Origin of the sequence: Pacificibacter marinus, from assembly GCF_900109555.1 — a bacterium.
GTDB lineage: Bacteria > Pseudomonadota > Alphaproteobacteria > Rhodobacterales > Rhodobacteraceae > Celeribacter > Celeribacter marinus_C.
The window spans coordinates 77,251-93,469 of the sequence record NZ_FNZV01000003.1 but is presented as its reverse complement, the minus strand read 5'-3'; the positions used below and the strand labels follow the sequence as shown (position 1 = coordinate 93,469).

Sequence of the window (16,219 nt, the reverse complement as noted above, 5' to 3'; positions counted from 1 at the left end):
GAGATGTCTCATGACCTTTCGACCCGTAAAATCTATCACCGAAGCCCAAGCCACAATGGAAGGTGCGGGCGTGCACCTGTATCGCGCTTTTGGCTTTCATAAGCCGCGCGAATTTGATCCATTCTTGCTCTTCGACGACTTTCGCAATGATGATCCTAAACTCTTTGAAAAGGGGTTTCCGTGGCACCCACACCGTGGAATTGAGACGATCACCTATGTGCTCGACGGAGAAGTTGAACATGGTGACAGTCTTGGAAACCGCGGCGTTTTGGGGGCAGGCTCAGTACAGTGGATGACCGCAGGCTCGGGCATCATGCACCAAGAAATGCCACGCGCAAACCCGCGTGGGCAGATGCACGGGTTTCAACTTTGGGCCAATTTACCATCTCGCCTAAAAATGACGGAACCTCGTTATCAAGACATCCAAGGCTCTGATATTCCTGTTATTATCGACGACGACGGCACCGCTGTCAAAATCGTAACAGGATCATTCTGGGGCAAACGCGGGCCGGTTGACGGCATCGCTGCTGATCCACTGTATCTTGATATTTCGATACCGCCGAATACACGAAAAACCTTTCCAGTGGACACCTACGCCAACACATTCGCGTATGTCTTTGCGGGCAAAGGCAGTTTTCGAGATGCATCCAATCCCTATGGGGTGCGCGTGGAAAAAGAAGTGGCTGGCGAAGAAATCAACATCCGCGACATGACCGGAAACCGCACCTTGGTGAATTTTGACACAGGCGATGAAATCACGGTTCAATCTGGCCCTGAAGGCATTCGATTCTTGCTGATCTCGGGTCAACCGATTCAAGAACCTGTGGCGTGGCATGGACCAATTGTAATGAACACCCAAGACGAGTTGCGACAAGCGATGAAAGACTTGCAAAACGGCACGTTTATTCAAGATCAAAGACAGTGAGACTGCTGAAATCTATCAGCTTTTAAACTAAAACATCGCCAACACACCTAGCCAACCGCGCGCCGCGTCAAATATGACAACACGCGCGGTTTCGTCACCTTCACTTTTACTCTATGACCTGCCAAACTGAACTGGCACGCCTTGGTCTATCACAGGCCCTAAGCGGCGCGCAGAAACCAGATTGCACTTCGGCACACCGAAGCAAACGACAGGCCAAATACAAGTGAATATACTCGCTCTTCGTCCCTCAATCGTTGCGGCCCGCTTTGCCCAGCTTTGTCTTGGGTTCTGTATCGTTATGGCCTGCTTACCAACTGGGACTTTTGCCCAAACTGCACCAGCAGCCACAGAATCAGAACAGACACCAAACGCCCAACCTCCTGAGCCCCAAAAGCCTGTCGCGGCCATAAAGCGCGGAAATGTCACCAACTTACCCTTGCCGCGGTTTGTGTCGCTCAAAGCAACTGAAGCCAATGCGCGGCGTGGCCCATCCTTGAGCCACCGAATCGACTGGGTATTCAAACTACGCGGTTACCCACTTGAAGTCATTGCAGAATACGGCCACTGGCGCCGGGTGCGTGATTTTGAAGATGCCACAGGCTGGGTGCATTACTCGTTGATATCAGGCGTTCGCACGGCACTTGTGCAACAAGAGACAGTAGATTTACATGCGCGCCCCGATCAATCGAGCCGCCTGACGGCGCAAGCAGAAAAAGGCGCTGTGTTGCGCTTGCTTGAGTGCGACATCGACTGGTGTAAAGCCTCGGCGGATGGCCACAAAGGGTGGCTGCGCAAGACAGGTCTATGGGGCATCGGTGGCGACGAGATTTTGGACTAAAAACGACAGCTAAAGGCAACGGCATGGACCATCTCAAATCCCCTTTGTCAGCTCGAAACATTCGCGCGGGCTATAAATCTGCCATCATCCACGCCTATGGTAGCTGGTACGAGGCGCTTGGGCAGAATAAGCATGACTTTTTTACCAAGCTGGCCCAAAAATTCAAACAGCACGATATCTCACCCTATTTGGTAGACGGGAACAGTCGCACCTCTCGCGGGCTTTTGACCCAAACACATCTGCACATCATTGTGGGCGGGCCTGCTATGTATGGTCCTGGCATTTTGCATGCTTTTCCATCCTATATTTGGGGGTTTTGGTATTTTGATGAACTGGGATTTGACTCGAACAGTTCATTGCGTTTGACCAGCTATACCAGCGACAACACTGATCAGGCCGAGGCTGAGTTTTTCTTCAACGGCGTAACCGGATACATGTTGCGAGAAAACGTTTCAACGTTGCGCCAAGAACAACGATTTAACACCCCTTTGTCCCCCGCGACAGCTGTAATTTTTTGCCAAAGAAACAATTTGGCCCTGCCCCGACCAAACCACCTGACAACCGACCAAATGATTGAAACGGCAGCACGATTTGATCCTAATGCAATTGTATATGTCAAACTTCATCCGCATCAATCCAAGGTCGGTCGCCAACATATATTGGAAACCTGCGCTGCCTTTCCAAATGTGCAAACCACAGAAGCTTCGGTTCATGATTTGATCCAATCCGCACGGGTCGTGATCACACAAAACTCCGCTGCGGGATTTGAGGCTTTGATGCAAAAAAAGCCCGTGATCACCTGTGCAAAATCCGATTACTGGCACGCCACATTGACTCCGCACACCATCGAAGACCTGCACGCAGCTCTTGAAAATGGTCCCGAGATCATGCGAGGTTTTGATTACGAGGGCTATTTTTACTGGTTCTTAGCCAAGCGCTGCCTAGAACCCAGCAAAGACAATTTTGCTGACCGCGCATGGGATCGTGTGCGCGACAAATTAATGATTGCTTAGAACCTAAAGCTCACAGGTGCATAAATGCAGACTGATACACGTCTTAATATTTCAGCAGGATTGGCCTCTGTCAGCGTTGCTGTGATCTTGGTTTTGGTCAAGCTTTGGGCATTTGAGCAAACCAGTTCCCTATCGATTGCCACATCTCTGGTCGACAGCGCGTTGGATTTGGTGATGGCACTTGGTGGCTTGATGGCGATTTATTATGCCTCTCGCCCGCCTGACGAAGATCACAGTTTTGGACATACATCTGCCGAAGATTTAGCCGCCCTTGGACAATCCGTTTTTCTGCTTATTTCAAGTGCGATCATTGCGTGGTCTGCCGTGCGCCGCTTGCTAATACCCACCCCAATCGAAGTGATGGACGAGGCACGCGGCATCGCTGTGATGGTGTTTTCCATCTGCCTCACCGCCGGATTGATTGTCTGGCAACGCCGCGTCGCCCGGCGCACTGGGTCAAAAGTGGTCGCTGCAGATAGCCTGCATTATGTGGGCGACTTGATCCCCAACTTGGGCACAATTTTAGCGCTGATTGCCGCCTCTGCGTTTGACCTGCACCGCATTGACAGCGTCGTCGCATTGGGGGCATCGGCGGTTTTGGCCATTGGTGCGTTACGCATTGGAAAATCGGCGCTGGACGCTTTAATGGACCGCCGCGCACCGCAAAGCATGATCACCACAATCGAATCTTTGGCTGCCAATGAACCGGGGGTGCGGGGACATCATGACCTGAAAACCCGCATGGCAGGATCAAAGGTATTCGTGCATTTACACATCGAATTGGATGGCGAACAAAGCCTGCGTGAGGCGCATGACATCGGAAAATCGCTTAAGGCCAAAATCTGTTCGGCCCTGCCCAATTCCGATGTCATTATCCACAAAGACGTGGCGCACGGCGCATAAGGTTTTAGGCCAATCCGCGCCCTTTCAGCATAGCTTCAGGTCCCGGCATACGCCCGCGAAACGCTGTGTAGAGTGCCTCAGGATCAGCAGATCCACCGGCAGACAGAATATGCGTTTCAAGTCGCTTGGCGGTCTGTGCATCAAAGGGGTCAGCCTCTTTGAATGCTTCGAATGCATCGGCGTCCATCACCTCGGACCACATGTAAGAATAGTAGCCACATGAATATCCGTCGCCCGCGAACACATGTTGGAAATGCGGGGCCTCGTGGAACATGGTAGTGGCTTGCGGCATACCCAATTGATCCAAAGTCTCAGCCTGCGATTGCATCGGATCAGCAGGCGCATCGCCATCGTGGAAATTCAAATCAGTCAACGCAGACGCGACATAGCCCACAGTTGTGTAGCCTTGATCATAGGTCTGCGCATCCAGCAATCGCTTGAGCATATCCGCAGGCATAGGTTCGCCTGTCTCAGCATGTGTTGCGAATTCTTGTAAAACTACAGGGACTTCCAGCCAGTGTTCGTAAAGCTGGCTTGGCAACTCAACAAAATCACGCGCCACAGAGGTGCCTGAAATACTTTCAAACGTCACATCAGACAGCATTTGGTGCAACGCATGACCAAACTCGTGAAACAATGTGCGCGCGTCGTCATAGGATAAGAGATTGGGTTTATCGCCAGAGGCCTTGGCAAAGTTACACACATTTAAAACGATCGGCTTGGTGTCGCCCCCGAGTTTCTTTTGTGACCGCATCGCCGTACACCACGCGCCAGAACGTTTTGAGCCGCGTGCAAAATAATCGCCGATAAAAACGGCCAAATGTTCGCCATCGCGCGTGACATTCCACCCTCGCACATCGTCGTGGTACAGCGCAGCATCAAGTGGTTCAAATTCAAGGTTGAACAGACGTGTAGCGCAGGCAAACGCGGCCTCAATCATCCGATCCAGTTGCAAATACGGTTTGAGTTCAGCTTCATCCAAATCGTGTTCGATCTTGCGACGTTTTTCAGAATAGTACCGCCAATCCCACGGCTCAAGCGGCCCTGTGTGACCATCCGCGTGCAGCATATTTTGCAAAATCGCGCCATCTTTTTCGGCGGCAGCTTTGGCAGGGGTCCACACTTCCATCAACAAATCGCGCACGGCATCTGGCGTCTTGGCCATTTGCGTTTCAAGCTTGAACGCCGCGAAACTGTCATAGCCCAACAGCTTGGCACGCTCTTCGCGGAGCTTCAAAATTTCAGCGGAATGGGCGCGGTTGTCGTTGTCTTTGCCGCGTGCGCCACGTGATTTCCAAGCATCAAACACCGCCGCCCGCAGATCGCGACGCGGTGAGAATTGCAAAAACGGCACGAACAAAGACCGCGACGTTGTCAAACAGGGTCCGTCCAATTTCTTGGCCGCGCCAGCCGCACGCATGGCATCCCGTGCAAACTCTGGCAGGCCAATCATATCCGCATCGGACACCTCTAAAAACCAGTCAGATTCGTCCCCCAAAAGGTTTTGCGAAAACTCGGTCCCAAGTGTCGACAGACGTGATTGTATTTTGGCCATACGCGCTTTGTCTTCAGGGGACAGACGCGCGCCAGAGCGGACAAAACTGCGATGCGTCAACATCAAAACACGCAACTGTTCTGCATCCAGATCAAGCGTATCTCGGGTGTTCCACAACGTTTCGATCCGTTCGAACAGCGCTGCGTTCGCCGTGATCTCAGACGAATAATCAGCCAAGATAGGACCAAAATCGCGCTGTAATCCTTCGCGTACGTCGTTGCTATCCGCCCCTGCGATGCCATAAAAAACACCCAAGACTTTCGACAGTAAATCTTCGCATGTCTCCATCGCTGCGATGGTGTTTTCAAAACTTGGGGCCTCGGGGTTTTCTGCAATCGCCTTGATCCCAGCGCGCCCTTCAGCGAGACCAGCCTCAAACGCAGGTTTGAAATGATCGTCGGAAATTTCCACGAAAGGCGGAATGTCGAACGTGGTGGTCCATGGGCGCAAAAACGGGTTGGTCATAAGGGGCTCCTTTGACATCAAGCTATGCGCGCAAAGGGTAAAGTAAAAGGGTTCAGCCGCCGCAAATCGGGCAATCTGTTCGCTTTTTCGTTTTGATCATGCGGGTTTCTGCATAAAGCGCATCATAGATCATCAAACGCCCACCAAGTCCCTGCCCCGCGCCGGTGATATGCTTGACTGCTTCCATCGCGAGCAGGCTGCCCAAGATGCCAGGTAGCGGCGCAGCAACGCCCGCCTCTGAACATGTTGCGGTCATACCGTCTTTCGGTTTATGCGGAAAAACACATTGATAACATGGGGTATTTTTTGCGGGATGATAGAGACTGATCTGACCTTCCCACTGTGTAATTGCAGCCGACAACAACGGCTTATCAGCCTGCACACAAACGGCATTGACCAAGTATCGAGTGTCGAAATTATCAGTCCCATCGATCACAAGATCATAGTCTTCAATCAAGGCTTTGCTGCTGTCATCAAAGCGGCGCTTGTAGGGGCGCACCTCGATAAATGGGTTTTGCGCCAGCATCGCATTTTGGGCTGAAAACACTTTGGGCATGCCTTGCGACGCGTCGTTGTGGATCACTTGGCGTTGCAGGTTCGACGCATCGACGACATCGTCATCAATCACCCCAATTGTGCCCACACCAGAGCCAGCTAAATACTGCAAAACAGGCGCGCCAAGCCCGCCCGCACCAATCACCAGAACCTTTGCATCTTTAAGTTTACGCTGCCCAGGACCGCCGATCTCGCGCAAAATAATGTGGCGCATGTAACGTTCAAGTTCGACAGGTTTAAAAGCGGGCGTGCCATTTTCTTTTTGGGGAGGAACCTTCAGCGCCGCACGGCTTTTCAGCCAGATCAGCGCGAACCAATACAAGGCAATCACGCCCACGATGCCACCCAAAAGCAACCATTCTTTGATACCCCCGCCAAGTGTTTGGCGCAGGCTCGTATCAATAGGCAGCACCGCCACCGCGATTAAAACCCCCACATATAAAATCGCAATCATCGCCACACGTGCAGACACAGGCGCCTTCATCACAGCACCGATGATCCACAATACAATTGCGATGGCAGCAAATAAAATCATGATTTTACGAGGTTCCTGTGGACCCAAATCCGCGTTTGCCGCGCGCTGTGTCGCCCAGCATGTCTGCCAGTTGGTAATCGCCTAGAATGACAGGCGCGACCACGAATTGCGCAATGCGATCGCCGTGCATGATTTGATAGGCGTCCTGCCCGTGATTGATCAGCAAAATACCAATTGGTCCGCGATAATCGGCATCAATGGTGCCCGGCGTGTTGACCATTGAAATACCGTGTTTAAGCGCAAGACCCGAGCGCGGGCGCACTTGCACTTCAAACCCAGCGGGGATTTCCATCGCAAATCCGGTGGGTATCAATGCACGCGCACCAGCTTGCAGTATCACGCCTGCACCGCGATTTTCAGGTGAAAAATTCGCGCGCACATCGGCACCTGCGGCCTGTGCGGTTTCATGTTTGGGCAAGGCAATGCCTGTGTCCGCGCCACCTAGCCAATTGATTTTAATAGAAACACTCATGATGCGGTCAACTCTTGCGCGATCCGCGCCGCCAGTTTTTGCGCCACTTCGGATTTGCCCATACGCGGCCACACATCTGCGTTGCCATTTGAGATCAACGTCACTGCATTTTCTGAACCGCCCATGATGCCCGTATCGGGGCTGACATCATTCGCCACGATCCAATCGCACCCTTTACGGCCAAGTTTCAAAGTGGCATTTTCAATCACATTGTCCGTCTCGGCAGCAAAGCCCACAACCAACTTTGGTCGATTCTTTTTAAGCTGCGCAACACCTGCCAATATGTCAGGATTTTCTGCAAACTTCAGCTCTGGCAATGCTCCGTTTTTCTTTTTAATTTTCGAATGCGTTTCTTGCGCCATACGCCAATCTGCCACGGCAGCCGCAAACACAGCAGCATCCACTGGCAGCGCAGTGTCCACAGCATTTTTCATCTCACGGGCGGTTTCAACCTTGATCACATGCACGCCCGTGGGCGGCGGGATATCCGCGGGGCCCGTGACAAAAATCACATCGGCCCCAAGATCGCGTAGCGCGACCGCGATGGCGGTGCCTTGTGCGCCAGACGACCTGTTGGCGATGTAACGCACAGGATCAATCGGTTCATGGGTAGGACCCGATGTAACCAAAATCTGCTTGCCTTTAAGTGGCCCATCGGTGAGCGCACTGCGAATTGCACCAATAATATCAGGCGTTTCAGATAAGCGTCCGGGACCAAATTCACCACAGGCCATGGTGCCATCTTCTGGCCCAACAAACAGCACGCCATCGGACTTCAACGTCGCAACATTGCGCTGCACCGCTGGGTGCTGCCACATGCGAACGTTCATCGCGGGCGCCACCAAAACGCGTTTATCGGTGGCCATCAAGAGCGTCGACGCCAAATCATTCGCAAGTCCGTTTGCCATTTTACCCAACAAATCCGCAGTCGCGGGGGACACAACCACCAAATCAGCCGCTCGGGACAATTCAATGTGGCCCATTTCCGCTTCGCTGGTGAGATCAAACAGGTCGCGGTTCACTTTTTGCGCGGCCAAAGCGGACACCGACAAAGGCGTCACGAACTCTTCTGCGGCTTTTGTTAAAACCGGCACAACAGTTGCGCCTTCGTCACGCAAACGGCGCATGAGGTCGAGAGATTTAAAGGCAGCGATACCACCACCGATGATCAAAAGAATGCTCTTATCGTTCAACATATTGCGCCCCTTTGGCTTGCCCCAAAGGTGTAAGCCCGCAAAGGCGCAAACTCAAGTCACGAGTGACCCACTGCCTTAGTGCAGCAGGCCTGTTAGTGCCTCGCCATGCCCCGCAAGTGTCGTACGCAATTTGTCAAAAGCAGCGACTTCAACTTGACGGACCCGTTCTTTGGACAGCTTTAGCTCCTCACCAAGGCTTTCCAGAGTGCGCGGATCTTCTGCCAATTTGCGTTGTGTGACAATAAAGCGCTCGCGGTCACTCAGCTTGCTCATCGCATTATTCATCCATGCTTTGAGTTGTGCTTGATCGTGATTTTCTTCGACAACTTCTGTTGTCGTCGCACTGTCATCGGCCAATGTGTCAATCCACTCACGTCCCTCTTCATCGCTCGATTGTGTGGCATTCAGAGAAAAATCAGACCCAGACAAACGTCCATTCATAGACTCAACATCATGCAAGGGCACACCCAACTCAACGGAAATTTTTTCCATCAAATCAGCATGTTCAATTGGGGCACCCGATGACAGAGCCTCGCGTTCAAAACGCGCTTGCACACGACGCATATTGAAAAACAGCGATTTTTGCGACGATGTAGACCCTGTTCGCACCAAAGACCAATTGCGCATTACGTGATCTTGCACAGACGCCTTGATCCACCACACGGCATAGGTCGAAAAGCGGACACCGCGATCAGGGTCAAACTTTTCTGCTGCCTTCATCAGACCCAAAGATGCCTCTTGGATCAAATCATTCATCGGCGCGCCGTAGCGTTTGAATTTCGCAGCCTGCGAAATTGCCAAACGCATGTAAGCCGAAATCAAGCGGTGTAGAGCCGCCTCATCGCGATGATCCCGCCACGCCACGGCCAAAGCGTGCTCTGTGTCGGCGTCAAGCATCTCAGCCTTCATAGACTTACGGGTGAACTGCGTGTCGTGCGAAGCGTCGTAACGTGCCATGTCATCCTCATCTTTTTCGGGTCGCCCGCCTTGCATTTGCGGAGCTTTGATACACCTGTTACGTCTGGCAATTGAATTTGGATGATAAAAAGAGTCGTGGATATGGGTGCGGATATCACTTTGGTTCTTGGGGGAGCATCCTCTGGCAAATCGAACATTGCAGAAATCTTGTGCTTTTCCAGTAACCTACCCCGTATTTACATCGCCACGGCACAAGCCTTTGATGACGAGATGCGTGCGAAAATTGCGCAGCACAAAATTGATCGCGGCGTGCAGTGGCACACGATCGAAGCACCGCTTGACGTTGCAGACACTCTGAAAACCATTGCCCCAAATCACATCGTTTTGCTGGATTGCGCCACCCTTTGGCTGACCAATCATCTGCTGGCAGACAACGATATAGACTCACAAACGCAACTCTTGCTCGACGCCCTGTCAAACTGCGCCAGTTCTGTGGTGATTGTGTCTAACGAAGTGGGGCAAGGCATCGTGCCTGAAAATGCGCTTGCTCGGCGTTTTCGGGTGAGCCAAGGCCAACTCAATCGCAAACTTGCAACACAGGCAAATTGCGTGGTTGGCGTGATGGCAGGCTTGCCTTTCGTGCTAAAAGGTCAACTGCCTGAAGCCCTGAAATCCGGCACACCATCATGAGCCGCCTTTGGCTGGTCCGGCACGGACCGACCCATGCCAAAAGCTTTGTGGGGTGGACCGATCTGCCAGCAGACCTATCAGACACGGCAGCAATTGCGCGGCTCGAATCAGCTTTGCCACATGTGCCTGTGGTGTCATCAACCTTGGACCGTGCGGTCAAAACTGCGGATGCGATCCAAGTCAAACGTCCGCGTCTGCCCCATGATCCGAATTTGCGCGAGTCGCATTTTGGCGCATGGGAAAACCTCACATGGTCCGAAATTGAGGCCCGCGATGCCGCTTTGGCAAGACGTGTTTTTGAAACACCCGGCGATCATGCCCCACCTGGGGGCGAAAGCTGGAATGATTTTAGCGCCCGCGTACATACTGGCATTGATGCAATTGTCGGTGACGCTATCGTGGTGGCACATATGGGCGTGATCCTTGCGGTGCTGCAACGCGCTTTAGGATGCTCGGCATATGACGCCTTGGGCCATAAAATCGACAACCTGTCCGTCACCACAATCATCCGCGCCACACAACACACGCCGCAGTGGTCTGCCCCCTCGATAAATCAAATTATGTGATGAAATCCATGTGAATCATTCGCTTTGACGTGGGCGAATTCTGCCCTAGCCTGCTGTAAACATTGCAGGAGCAAAAACATGTCTTACGATCTATTCATTGGGGACAAAGGCTTTTCAAGCTGGTCTTTACGCGGCTGGCTTTTATTTGAAAAGTTCGATCTCGACGTCAATGTCCACATGCTCGGACTATACAACGGCACGATGAAACAAGAGATGACAAAGCTGGCCCCAGCACGCTTTGTCCCGACAGTGCGTACTCCCGAAGGTTGGATCATCGGCGAAAGCATTGCGATTGTCGAAACACTGGCAGAGCGCCATCCAGATGTAGGGATTTGGCCCAAAAATGCCGAAGCCCGCATCTATGCCCGCTGGTTGGTCGCGGAAATGCACGCAGGGTTTTCAACCTTGCGCAACGATTGCCCGATGCAATTGTTCAAACAAATTCAGAACTTTACCGTATCAGATGCATTGCGCGCTGACATCGACCGCTTAGAGGCGATGCTCGGCGTGGCTTTTGAACGCTTTACTGGAGATGGCACATACACAGGCGGCTGGCTCTTTGGGGCTTACTCTGCCGCCGATGCATTTTACGCCCCTGTTGCGGCGCGTATCGCAGGCTACGGCTTACCTGTTTCAAACCGTTTGGCGGCCTATGTAAACACACACCTTAGCGATCCTGCGTTTCAATCTTGGCGCGCACAAGGTGTGGCCGTTCAATATGATCCATTCCCCTATGATCTGGGCCTAGATCCCAAACCTTGGCCTGAAACCATTTAAGGCCACGTGCAACGTCTGCCTGAAATGCCTCCTGTTAACCAATTACTAACCCTAACCACGCTAGGAAATTTATAGAGGTTAACAGGAGAGCGCTGATGATCGCGCGGACATTTACCGTCGCATTCGAAGGTATCGAAGCACGTCGTGTCGAAGTGCAATGCGCTTTGGCTCCCGGCTTGCCGAATTTCACCATCGTTGGATTGCCCGACAAAGCCGTCACCGAAGCGCGTGAGCGGGTGCGGGCAGCTCTGTCTGCGTTACAAATATCGTTGCCATCGAAAAAAGTCGTGATCAATATGTCCCCTGCCGATCTGCCCAAAACGGGATCGCATTTTGATCTGCCCATCATCTTATCCATCCTCGCAGCCACCGGCGCATTGCCCCTTGAGCGGGTCGAAACATGCCTGTCCTTGGGCGAGCTCTCGCTTGATGGTGCCTTAGTTGGGGTCACGGGGGCACTGCCTGCCGCGCTTAAAGCTGCGGAATTGAACTGTGATCTTTTATGTCCGAAATCTTGCAGCTCCGAAGCTGCATGGGTCGCCGCGACACCCGTGTACGGTGCTGCGCATTTGTCCGAATTGATCAAGCATCTCACAGGTGAGACACCTCTAACCCAAGCCGATCCCGGCGAAGTGTCTTTGCCCGACCACGCGAAATGTCTACGCGATGTCAAAGGGCAAGAAAAAGCAAAACGCGCGCTTGAAGTCGCTGCAGCGGGTCAGCACCACTTGTTTATGGTCGGCACGCCGGGGTCTGGTAAATCCATGTTGGCAACACGGCTTCCGTCAATTTTGCCCCCCTTGAGTGCCAGTGAAGCGTTGGAAACCTCGATTGTTCACTCTTTATCGGGACTGCTCAGCGATGGTGGCATCAGCCGCGCGCGCCCTTTTCGTGAACCGCATCACACTGCTTCAATGGCCGCGATTGTCGGCGGCGGGCGCGGAGCGCAGCCCGGTGAAGTCTCATTGGCGCACAACGGCGTCTTGTTTTTAGATGAGATCCCCGAGTTTCCTCGCGGTGTTTTAGAAAGCCTGCGACAACCCGTTGAAAGTGGCAAGATCATGGTGGCGCGGGCCAATGCTCACATCAAATATCCGGCCCGTTTTATGCTTGTCGCTGCGGCAAACCCCTGTAAATGCGGATATTTGCCTGATCCCAATCGCGCTTGTTCCAAAGTTCCACTTTGTGGCACCGACTATTTGGGCCGCATCTCTGGCCCTTTGATGGATCGGTTTGACCTACGGTTTGAAGTCCCGCCTGTGCAATTCACCGATTTGGAATTGCCTCCCTCAGGTGACAGTTCCAAAATCGTCGCCCAGCGCGTGGCCGCCGCACGCGCCCTGCAAACTGAGCGTTTTGAAGGCATGGGATTGCGCACAAATTCCGAACTTGAAGGGCAGCTTTTAAACGATATAGCCACGCCCGATGCTGAAGGGCGCGATCTTCTGACCAAAGCGGCAGAGCGACTGGGCCTATCTGCCCGTGGCTATCATCGCGTGCTAAAAGTCGCGCGTACCATCGCAGATTTGGATCATTCAGACGATGTGCGTCGCCCGCATGTGGCCGAAGCTCTGAGTTATCGCGTGGTCTCTGGTGTGGCAAACTGATCGTCAATAAATGCGTATAAATCAGCAAGAGCTGCGTCAGCCTCGCTCAAGCGATCATGGAACAACTGCCAAACATGGGGCAAATCATGCCACTCTTTTGAGGTCACGATAACACCTTGCTCTCGTAGTCTGGCCGCCATGCGGCGTCCATCATCCGCTAAAATCTCACTATCGCTCCATTGCAAAAATACTGGTGGCGCATTTTTAAACGGTGCGAACAACGGCGAAGCTCGATGGTCCAGCGGATCGGCGTTGTGCAGATAGTGTTTGCGCACTTCATAAATTCGCTCGACCGGCAAGATAGCATCAGTTTGCGCGTTGGTTGTCAAAGAGTTCCCTTTGAAACTCAAGTCCGTCCACGGCGAAAATGCAAACGCCGCACGTGGGGCATGACCACGCTCGCACAGGTGCGACAGCACAGACAATGTTAGCCCACCACCAGCGCTATCACCGCCAATCACCAGTTGATCCGACACAGGTTCAAGCGCTTCGGCCACAGCACAAGCATCATCAAAGGCGGCGGGAAATGGGTGTTCCGGCGCAAGGCGGTAATTCGGTAAAATCACTTGCAAATGCGTTTTCGCCGCGATGGTCCCCGCAAGCGCACAATGGGTGGACGGCGACCCCATAATATAGGCCCCGCCATGCAAATACAAAAGCGTACCGCGCGCATCTTTAGGGGTTAATTTGCGACACGACACACCGCCGAGCACCACTTTTTCGTCTTTGAGCCCCCGCTCACGCGGGAACCCCATGGCCTGTAATTCAAAGTTTTGACGCTGCACTTGCACCGTTGGAAGCCACGCCAATTTTCGTTTTTCAACAGTACGAAGCCAAAAGTTTAAAACATCACGACGGCGAAACAGCATTTACGCAGACCTTTTTGCCTCAATCGCTTCCCATAGCTTTTCAGCTGTGTTCGTGCCATCAAAGCGTTCCAATTCTTGGATACCCGTTGGCGATGTCACGTTAATCTCGGTCAAGTAATCACCGATCACATCGATGCCGACGAAAATCTGGCCTTTTTCACGCAAAAGTGGCCCGATGGCAGCACAAATTTCCAAGTCACGCGCACTGAGCCCGATTTTTTCAGGCCGTCCGCCAACATGCATGTTGGACCGAGTTTCACCTTTTTGCGGCACACGGTTGATCGCGCCGACAGGTTCACCATCGACCAAGATCACGCGTTTATCGCCGTTCGACACGTCTGGCAGAAATTTTTGTACAATCAAAGGTTCACGATTAATGCCGCAAAACAGCTCATGCAAAGACGACAGGTTTTTGTCATCAGGTCCAAGACGAAATACACCAGCGCCGCCATTGCCATATAGTGGCTTCAAAATGACATCGCCATGCTTGGCTTTGAAAGCTTTGATGGTGTCCAGATCACGCGCGATTGTGGTCGGCGGCGTGAGGTCTGGGAAATTGAGCACCAACAGTTTTTCAGGATAATTGCGCACCCAAAACGGGTCGTTCACCACCAATGTGGTGTCTGCGATCATATCCAACAGATGGGTGGTGGTGATGTAGCCCATGTCAAAAGGTGGATCTTGGCGCAGCCACACCACATCATAGGTGGACAGATCGACCTCGGTCTCTTCTCCCAAAGTGTAGTGATCGCCTTGGACCATTTGAACCGTCACGGGCCAACCGCGCGCGGTGACTTTGCCCTCTTGAAAGGCCAGTTTGTCGGGTGTGTAATAGAACAACTCATGCCCGCGCGCTTGCGCTTCGATCATTATGCGGAATGTGCTGTCTGCGTTGATATCAATGGGACCGATAGGGTCCATTTGGATGGCGACTTTCAAGGACAAAGGCTTGTCTCCTCAAGGAACTTTCTTCCTAGATGGACCACCCCGCGCTTTCATTCAATGGGTGCCGGCGCACAAGGGCTGTGAGAGAGCATTAAATCGCTACATTGATGCATTTTCGTGGATTTCGAGGGTGCCCATATGGTCCACCAGCGCCACATCAATACGCATATCTGTCAAAAATCCCTTGGGTGTGCGTGAAATGTAATCTTCTGCACTGCTGCAAATACGCGCCAATTGGCGCGCAGATAGGCTTTGCGCTGCACGCGCTAGGGTGCTTGACGATTTCACTTCGACAAAAATATAGGCAGCTGACTTTTCGAATATGAGATCAATCTCTCCCGCACGTCCTCGCCAGCGCATTTCACACAAAACATACCCACGCGCGATGTAATCAGCACACACGGCGTCTTCAGCTTGCAAACCTGACAGATAGGCCAACGCGCCACGTGCCTTGCGTTGTTGGGGTGGCCCCTGTTTGATGAACTGCATGTCGAGTGGCATGTGCCAAGTCCTATTCGTTTTTCAGCGCCTTTGATCGCTCAAGTGCCTGTTGGTACACTTGGCGTTTTTGCATACCCAAAGCTTTAGCGACGGACGCAGCCGCGTCTTTGACTGTCATCACAGCCAAAGCTGCATCCAACGCCGTATCTAAATCCTCTGCGCTGGCTTCGACCGCTTCTGCACGGGCAACCAACAGCACGATTTCGCCTTTAAATGCGCGATCTTTCAAGCTTTCGCACAACTCGCCCAAAGTGCCGCTGATCACCTCTTCGAATTTCTTGGTAATCTCACGACAGATGGCCACTTTGCGCGTCTCACCGTAAACATCGCACAATTCGGTTAGAGTTTTGTAAATGCGGTTGGGGCTTTCATATAATCCCAAGGTGGCTTGTACTGTGCCAAATTCCGTAAAGAACGTTTTGCGTGCGCCAGCCGTGCTTGGCGGAAAGCCAACAAACAAGAACCGATCAGATGGCAAACCTGCAATGGTCAACGCAGCAATCATCGCCGAAGGGCCAGGAGCAGAGGTCACAAACAGTCCCGCAGCCAAGGCTTCGCGCGACAAAACGAATCCCGGATCAGCGACAAGTGGCGTGCCCGCTTCGGACGCGTAGGCCACAGATTTGCCTTCTGCCATCAAAGACAGCAAGCGCGGGCGCGCTTTGGCGCCGTTTTGATCATGATACGCAATCATCTTGCGTGCCCCTAAAGGCACACCATGCATATCCATAAGGCGGCGCAACGTGCGTGTGTCTTCGGCCGCCAAAACATCAGCAGAAGCCAATGTATCAAGGGCGCGCAGTGTGATGTCGCGGGCGTTGCCAATCGGGGTTGCAACAAAATGCAAACCAGCGGGAAGGTGCTTTATCTCGAAGTCCAAGGGGTTTCC

At 52.7% G+C, this 16,219-nt stretch carries 17 protein-coding genes; 8 read left to right on the top strand and 9 right to left on the bottom strand.

Going from position 1 to position 16,219, the window contains the following annotated elements; translation table 11 throughout:
• The first annotated feature begins 10 nt into the window (after nucleotides 1–10).
• The 4 genes from BM025_RS05395 to BM025_RS05380 all read left to right on the top strand — a co-directional run bounded on the left by BM025_RS05395 (nucleotide 11) and on the right by BM025_RS05380 (nucleotide 3,679).
• Nucleotides 11–925 carry a pirin family protein gene (locus tag BM025_RS05395; protein WP_085848546.1) on the top strand — a complete coding sequence of 305 codons (915 nt, stop codon included), beginning with the start codon at nucleotides 11–13 and terminating at the stop codon, nucleotides 923–925.
• 223 nt (nucleotides 926–1,148) lie between these two features.
• Nucleotides 1,149–1,763, top strand: a complete 615-nt coding sequence (locus BM025_RS05390) for an SH3 domain-containing protein (RefSeq protein WP_244515494.1) — start codon at nucleotides 1,149–1,151, stop codon at nucleotides 1,761–1,763.
• 23 nt (nucleotides 1,764–1,786) lie between these two features.
• Nucleotides 1,787–2,776, top strand: coding sequence for a capsular polysaccharide export protein, LipB/KpsS family (locus tag BM025_RS05385; protein WP_085848542.1), 990 nt, complete (start codon nucleotides 1,787–1,789; stop codon nucleotides 2,774–2,776).
• 24 nt (nucleotides 2,777–2,800) lie between these two features.
• The gene (locus tag BM025_RS05380; RefSeq protein WP_085848539.1) at nucleotides 2,801–3,679 is read left to right on the top strand and encodes a cation diffusion facilitator family transporter; all 879 of its coding nucleotides are present in this window, start codon (nucleotides 2,801–2,803) and stop codon (nucleotides 3,677–3,679) included.
• A 4-nt stretch (nucleotides 3,680–3,683) separates the two neighbouring features.
• On the opposite strand, the gene BM025_RS05375 is transcribed toward BM025_RS05380, so the two are convergent.
• The 5 genes from BM025_RS05375 to BM025_RS05355 all read right to left on the bottom strand — a co-directional run bounded on the left by BM025_RS05375 (nucleotide 3,684) and on the right by BM025_RS05355 (nucleotide 9,414).
• The gene (locus BM025_RS05375; protein ID WP_085848536.1) at nucleotides 3,684–5,699 is read right to left on the bottom strand and encodes a M3 family metallopeptidase; all 2,016 of its coding nucleotides are present in this window, start codon (nucleotides 5,697–5,699) and stop codon (nucleotides 3,684–3,686) included.
• A gap of 52 nt (nucleotides 5,700–5,751) precedes the next feature.
• Nucleotides 5,752–6,789 carry a HesA/MoeB/ThiF family protein gene (locus BM025_RS05370; protein ID WP_085848533.1) on the bottom strand — a complete coding sequence of 346 codons (1,038 nt, stop codon included), beginning with the start codon at nucleotides 6,787–6,789 and terminating at the stop codon, nucleotides 5,752–5,754.
• Nucleotides 6,790–6,793: 4 nt separating this feature from the next.
• The gene (dut, locus tag BM025_RS05365; RefSeq protein WP_085848530.1) at nucleotides 6,794–7,261 is read right to left on the bottom strand and encodes a dUTP diphosphatase; all 468 of its coding nucleotides are present in this window, start codon (nucleotides 7,259–7,261) and stop codon (nucleotides 6,794–6,796) included.
• Nucleotides 7,258–8,457 (bottom strand): bifunctional phosphopantothenoylcysteine decarboxylase/phosphopantothenate--cysteine ligase CoaBC, encoded by a 1,200-nt coding sequence (gene coaBC, locus BM025_RS05360; protein ID WP_085848528.1) that lies wholly within the window; start codon nucleotides 8,455–8,457, stop codon nucleotides 7,258–7,260. The genes dut and coaBC overlap by 4 nt, the downstream gene beginning before the upstream one ends.
• 75 nt (nucleotides 8,458–8,532) lie before the next feature.
• Nucleotides 8,533–9,414, bottom strand: coding sequence for an RNA polymerase factor sigma-32 (locus tag BM025_RS05355; protein ID WP_085848949.1), 882 nt, complete (start codon nucleotides 9,412–9,414; stop codon nucleotides 8,533–8,535).
• Between the two features lie 102 nt (nucleotides 9,415–9,516).
• On the opposite strand from BM025_RS05355, the gene cobU reads away from it, so the two are divergent.
• From cobU to BM025_RS05335, 4 genes are all read left to right on the top strand, one after another.
• Nucleotides 9,517–10,065, top strand: coding sequence for a bifunctional adenosylcobinamide kinase/adenosylcobinamide-phosphate guanylyltransferase (gene cobU, locus BM025_RS05350; protein ID WP_085848525.1), 549 nt, complete (start codon nucleotides 9,517–9,519; stop codon nucleotides 10,063–10,065).
• A complete protein-coding gene (locus BM025_RS05345) occupies nucleotides 10,062–10,631 on the top strand; it encodes a histidine phosphatase family protein (protein ID WP_085848523.1) in 570 nt (189 codons plus the stop codon). Before cobU ends, BM025_RS05345 begins: the two co-directional genes overlap by 4 nt.
• A 78-nt stretch (nucleotides 10,632–10,709) precedes the next feature.
• Nucleotides 10,710–11,408 (top strand): glutathione S-transferase, encoded by a 699-nt coding sequence (locus BM025_RS05340; protein WP_085848520.1) that lies wholly within the window; start codon nucleotides 10,710–10,712, stop codon nucleotides 11,406–11,408.
• A gap of 95 nt (nucleotides 11,409–11,503) precedes the next feature.
• The gene (locus BM025_RS05335; protein ID WP_085848517.1) at nucleotides 11,504–13,015 is read left to right on the top strand and encodes a YifB family Mg chelatase-like AAA ATPase; all 1,512 of its coding nucleotides are present in this window, start codon (nucleotides 11,504–11,506) and stop codon (nucleotides 13,013–13,015) included.
• On the opposite strand, the gene BM025_RS05330 is transcribed toward BM025_RS05335, so the two are convergent.
• The 4 genes from BM025_RS05330 to rsmI all read right to left on the bottom strand — a co-directional run bounded on the left by BM025_RS05330 (nucleotide 12,985) and on the right by rsmI (nucleotide 16,210).
• Complete coding sequence (locus BM025_RS05330) at nucleotides 12,985–13,884, bottom strand: alpha/beta hydrolase (protein ID WP_085848514.1); 900 nt, start codon at nucleotides 13,882–13,884, stop codon at nucleotides 12,985–12,987. The two genes, BM025_RS05335 and BM025_RS05330, sit on opposite strands and share 31 nt — an antisense overlap.
• Nucleotides 13,885–14,823 carry a glutathione synthase gene (gene gshB / locus BM025_RS05325; protein WP_085848948.1) on the bottom strand — a complete coding sequence of 313 codons (939 nt, stop codon included), beginning with the start codon at nucleotides 14,821–14,823 and terminating at the stop codon, nucleotides 13,885–13,887.
• Nucleotides 14,824–14,928: 105 nt separating this feature from the next.
• On the bottom strand, nucleotides 14,929–15,330 hold the full coding sequence (locus BM025_RS05320) for a YraN family protein (protein WP_244515492.1): 402 nt from the start codon (nucleotides 15,328–15,330) through the stop codon (nucleotides 14,929–14,931).
• A gap of 10 nt (nucleotides 15,331–15,340) precedes the next feature.
• Complete coding sequence (gene rsmI / locus BM025_RS05315) at nucleotides 15,341–16,210, bottom strand: 16S rRNA (cytidine(1402)-2'-O)-methyltransferase (RefSeq protein WP_085848512.1); 870 nt, start codon at nucleotides 16,208–16,210, stop codon at nucleotides 15,341–15,343.
• Nucleotides 16,211–16,219: the final 9 nt, after the last annotated feature.

Bases quoted from the DNA above. Each gene is read 5' to 3' on its own strand.
- BM025_RS05395 (WP_085848546.1), top strand. From the start codon at position 11: ATGACCTTTCGACCCGTAAAATCTATCACCGAAGCCCAAGCCACAATG.
- BM025_RS05385 (WP_085848542.1), top strand. From the start codon at position 1,787: ATGGACCATCTCAAATCCCCTTTGTCAGCTCGAAACATTCGCGCGGGC.
- BM025_RS05380 (WP_085848539.1), top strand. From the start codon at position 2,801: ATGCAGACTGATACACGTCTTAATATTTCAGCAGGATTGGCCTCTGTC.
- BM025_RS05375 (WP_085848536.1), bottom strand. From the start codon at position 5,699: ATGACCAACCCGTTTTTGCGCCCATGGACCACCACGTTCGACATTCCG.
- BM025_RS05370 (WP_085848533.1), bottom strand. From the start codon at position 6,789: ATGATTTTATTTGCTGCCATCGCAATTGTATTGTGGATCATCGGTGCT.
- dut (WP_085848530.1), bottom strand. From the start codon at position 7,261: ATGAGTGTTTCTATTAAAATCAATTGGCTAGGTGGCGCGGACACAGGC.
- coaBC (WP_085848528.1), bottom strand. From the start codon at position 8,457: ATGTTGAACGATAAGAGCATTCTTTTGATCATCGGTGGTGGTATCGCT.
- BM025_RS05355 (WP_085848949.1), bottom strand. From the start codon at position 9,414: ATGGCACGTTACGACGCTTCGCACGACACGCAGTTCACCCGTAAGTCT.
- cobU (WP_085848525.1), top strand. From the start codon at position 9,517: ATGGGTGCGGATATCACTTTGGTTCTTGGGGGAGCATCCTCTGGCAAA.
- BM025_RS05345 (WP_085848523.1), top strand. From the start codon at position 10,062: ATGAGCCGCCTTTGGCTGGTCCGGCACGGACCGACCCATGCCAAAAGC.
- BM025_RS05340 (WP_085848520.1), top strand. From the start codon at position 10,710: ATGTCTTACGATCTATTCATTGGGGACAAAGGCTTTTCAAGCTGGTCT.
- BM025_RS05335 (WP_085848517.1), top strand. From the start codon at position 11,504: ATGATCGCGCGGACATTTACCGTCGCATTCGAAGGTATCGAAGCACGT.
- BM025_RS05330 (WP_085848514.1), bottom strand. From the start codon at position 13,884: ATGCTGTTTCGCCGTCGTGATGTTTTAAACTTTTGGCTTCGTACTGTT.
- BM025_RS05320 (WP_244515492.1), bottom strand. From the start codon at position 15,330: ATGCCACTCGACATGCAGTTCATCAAACAGGGGCCACCCCAACAACGC.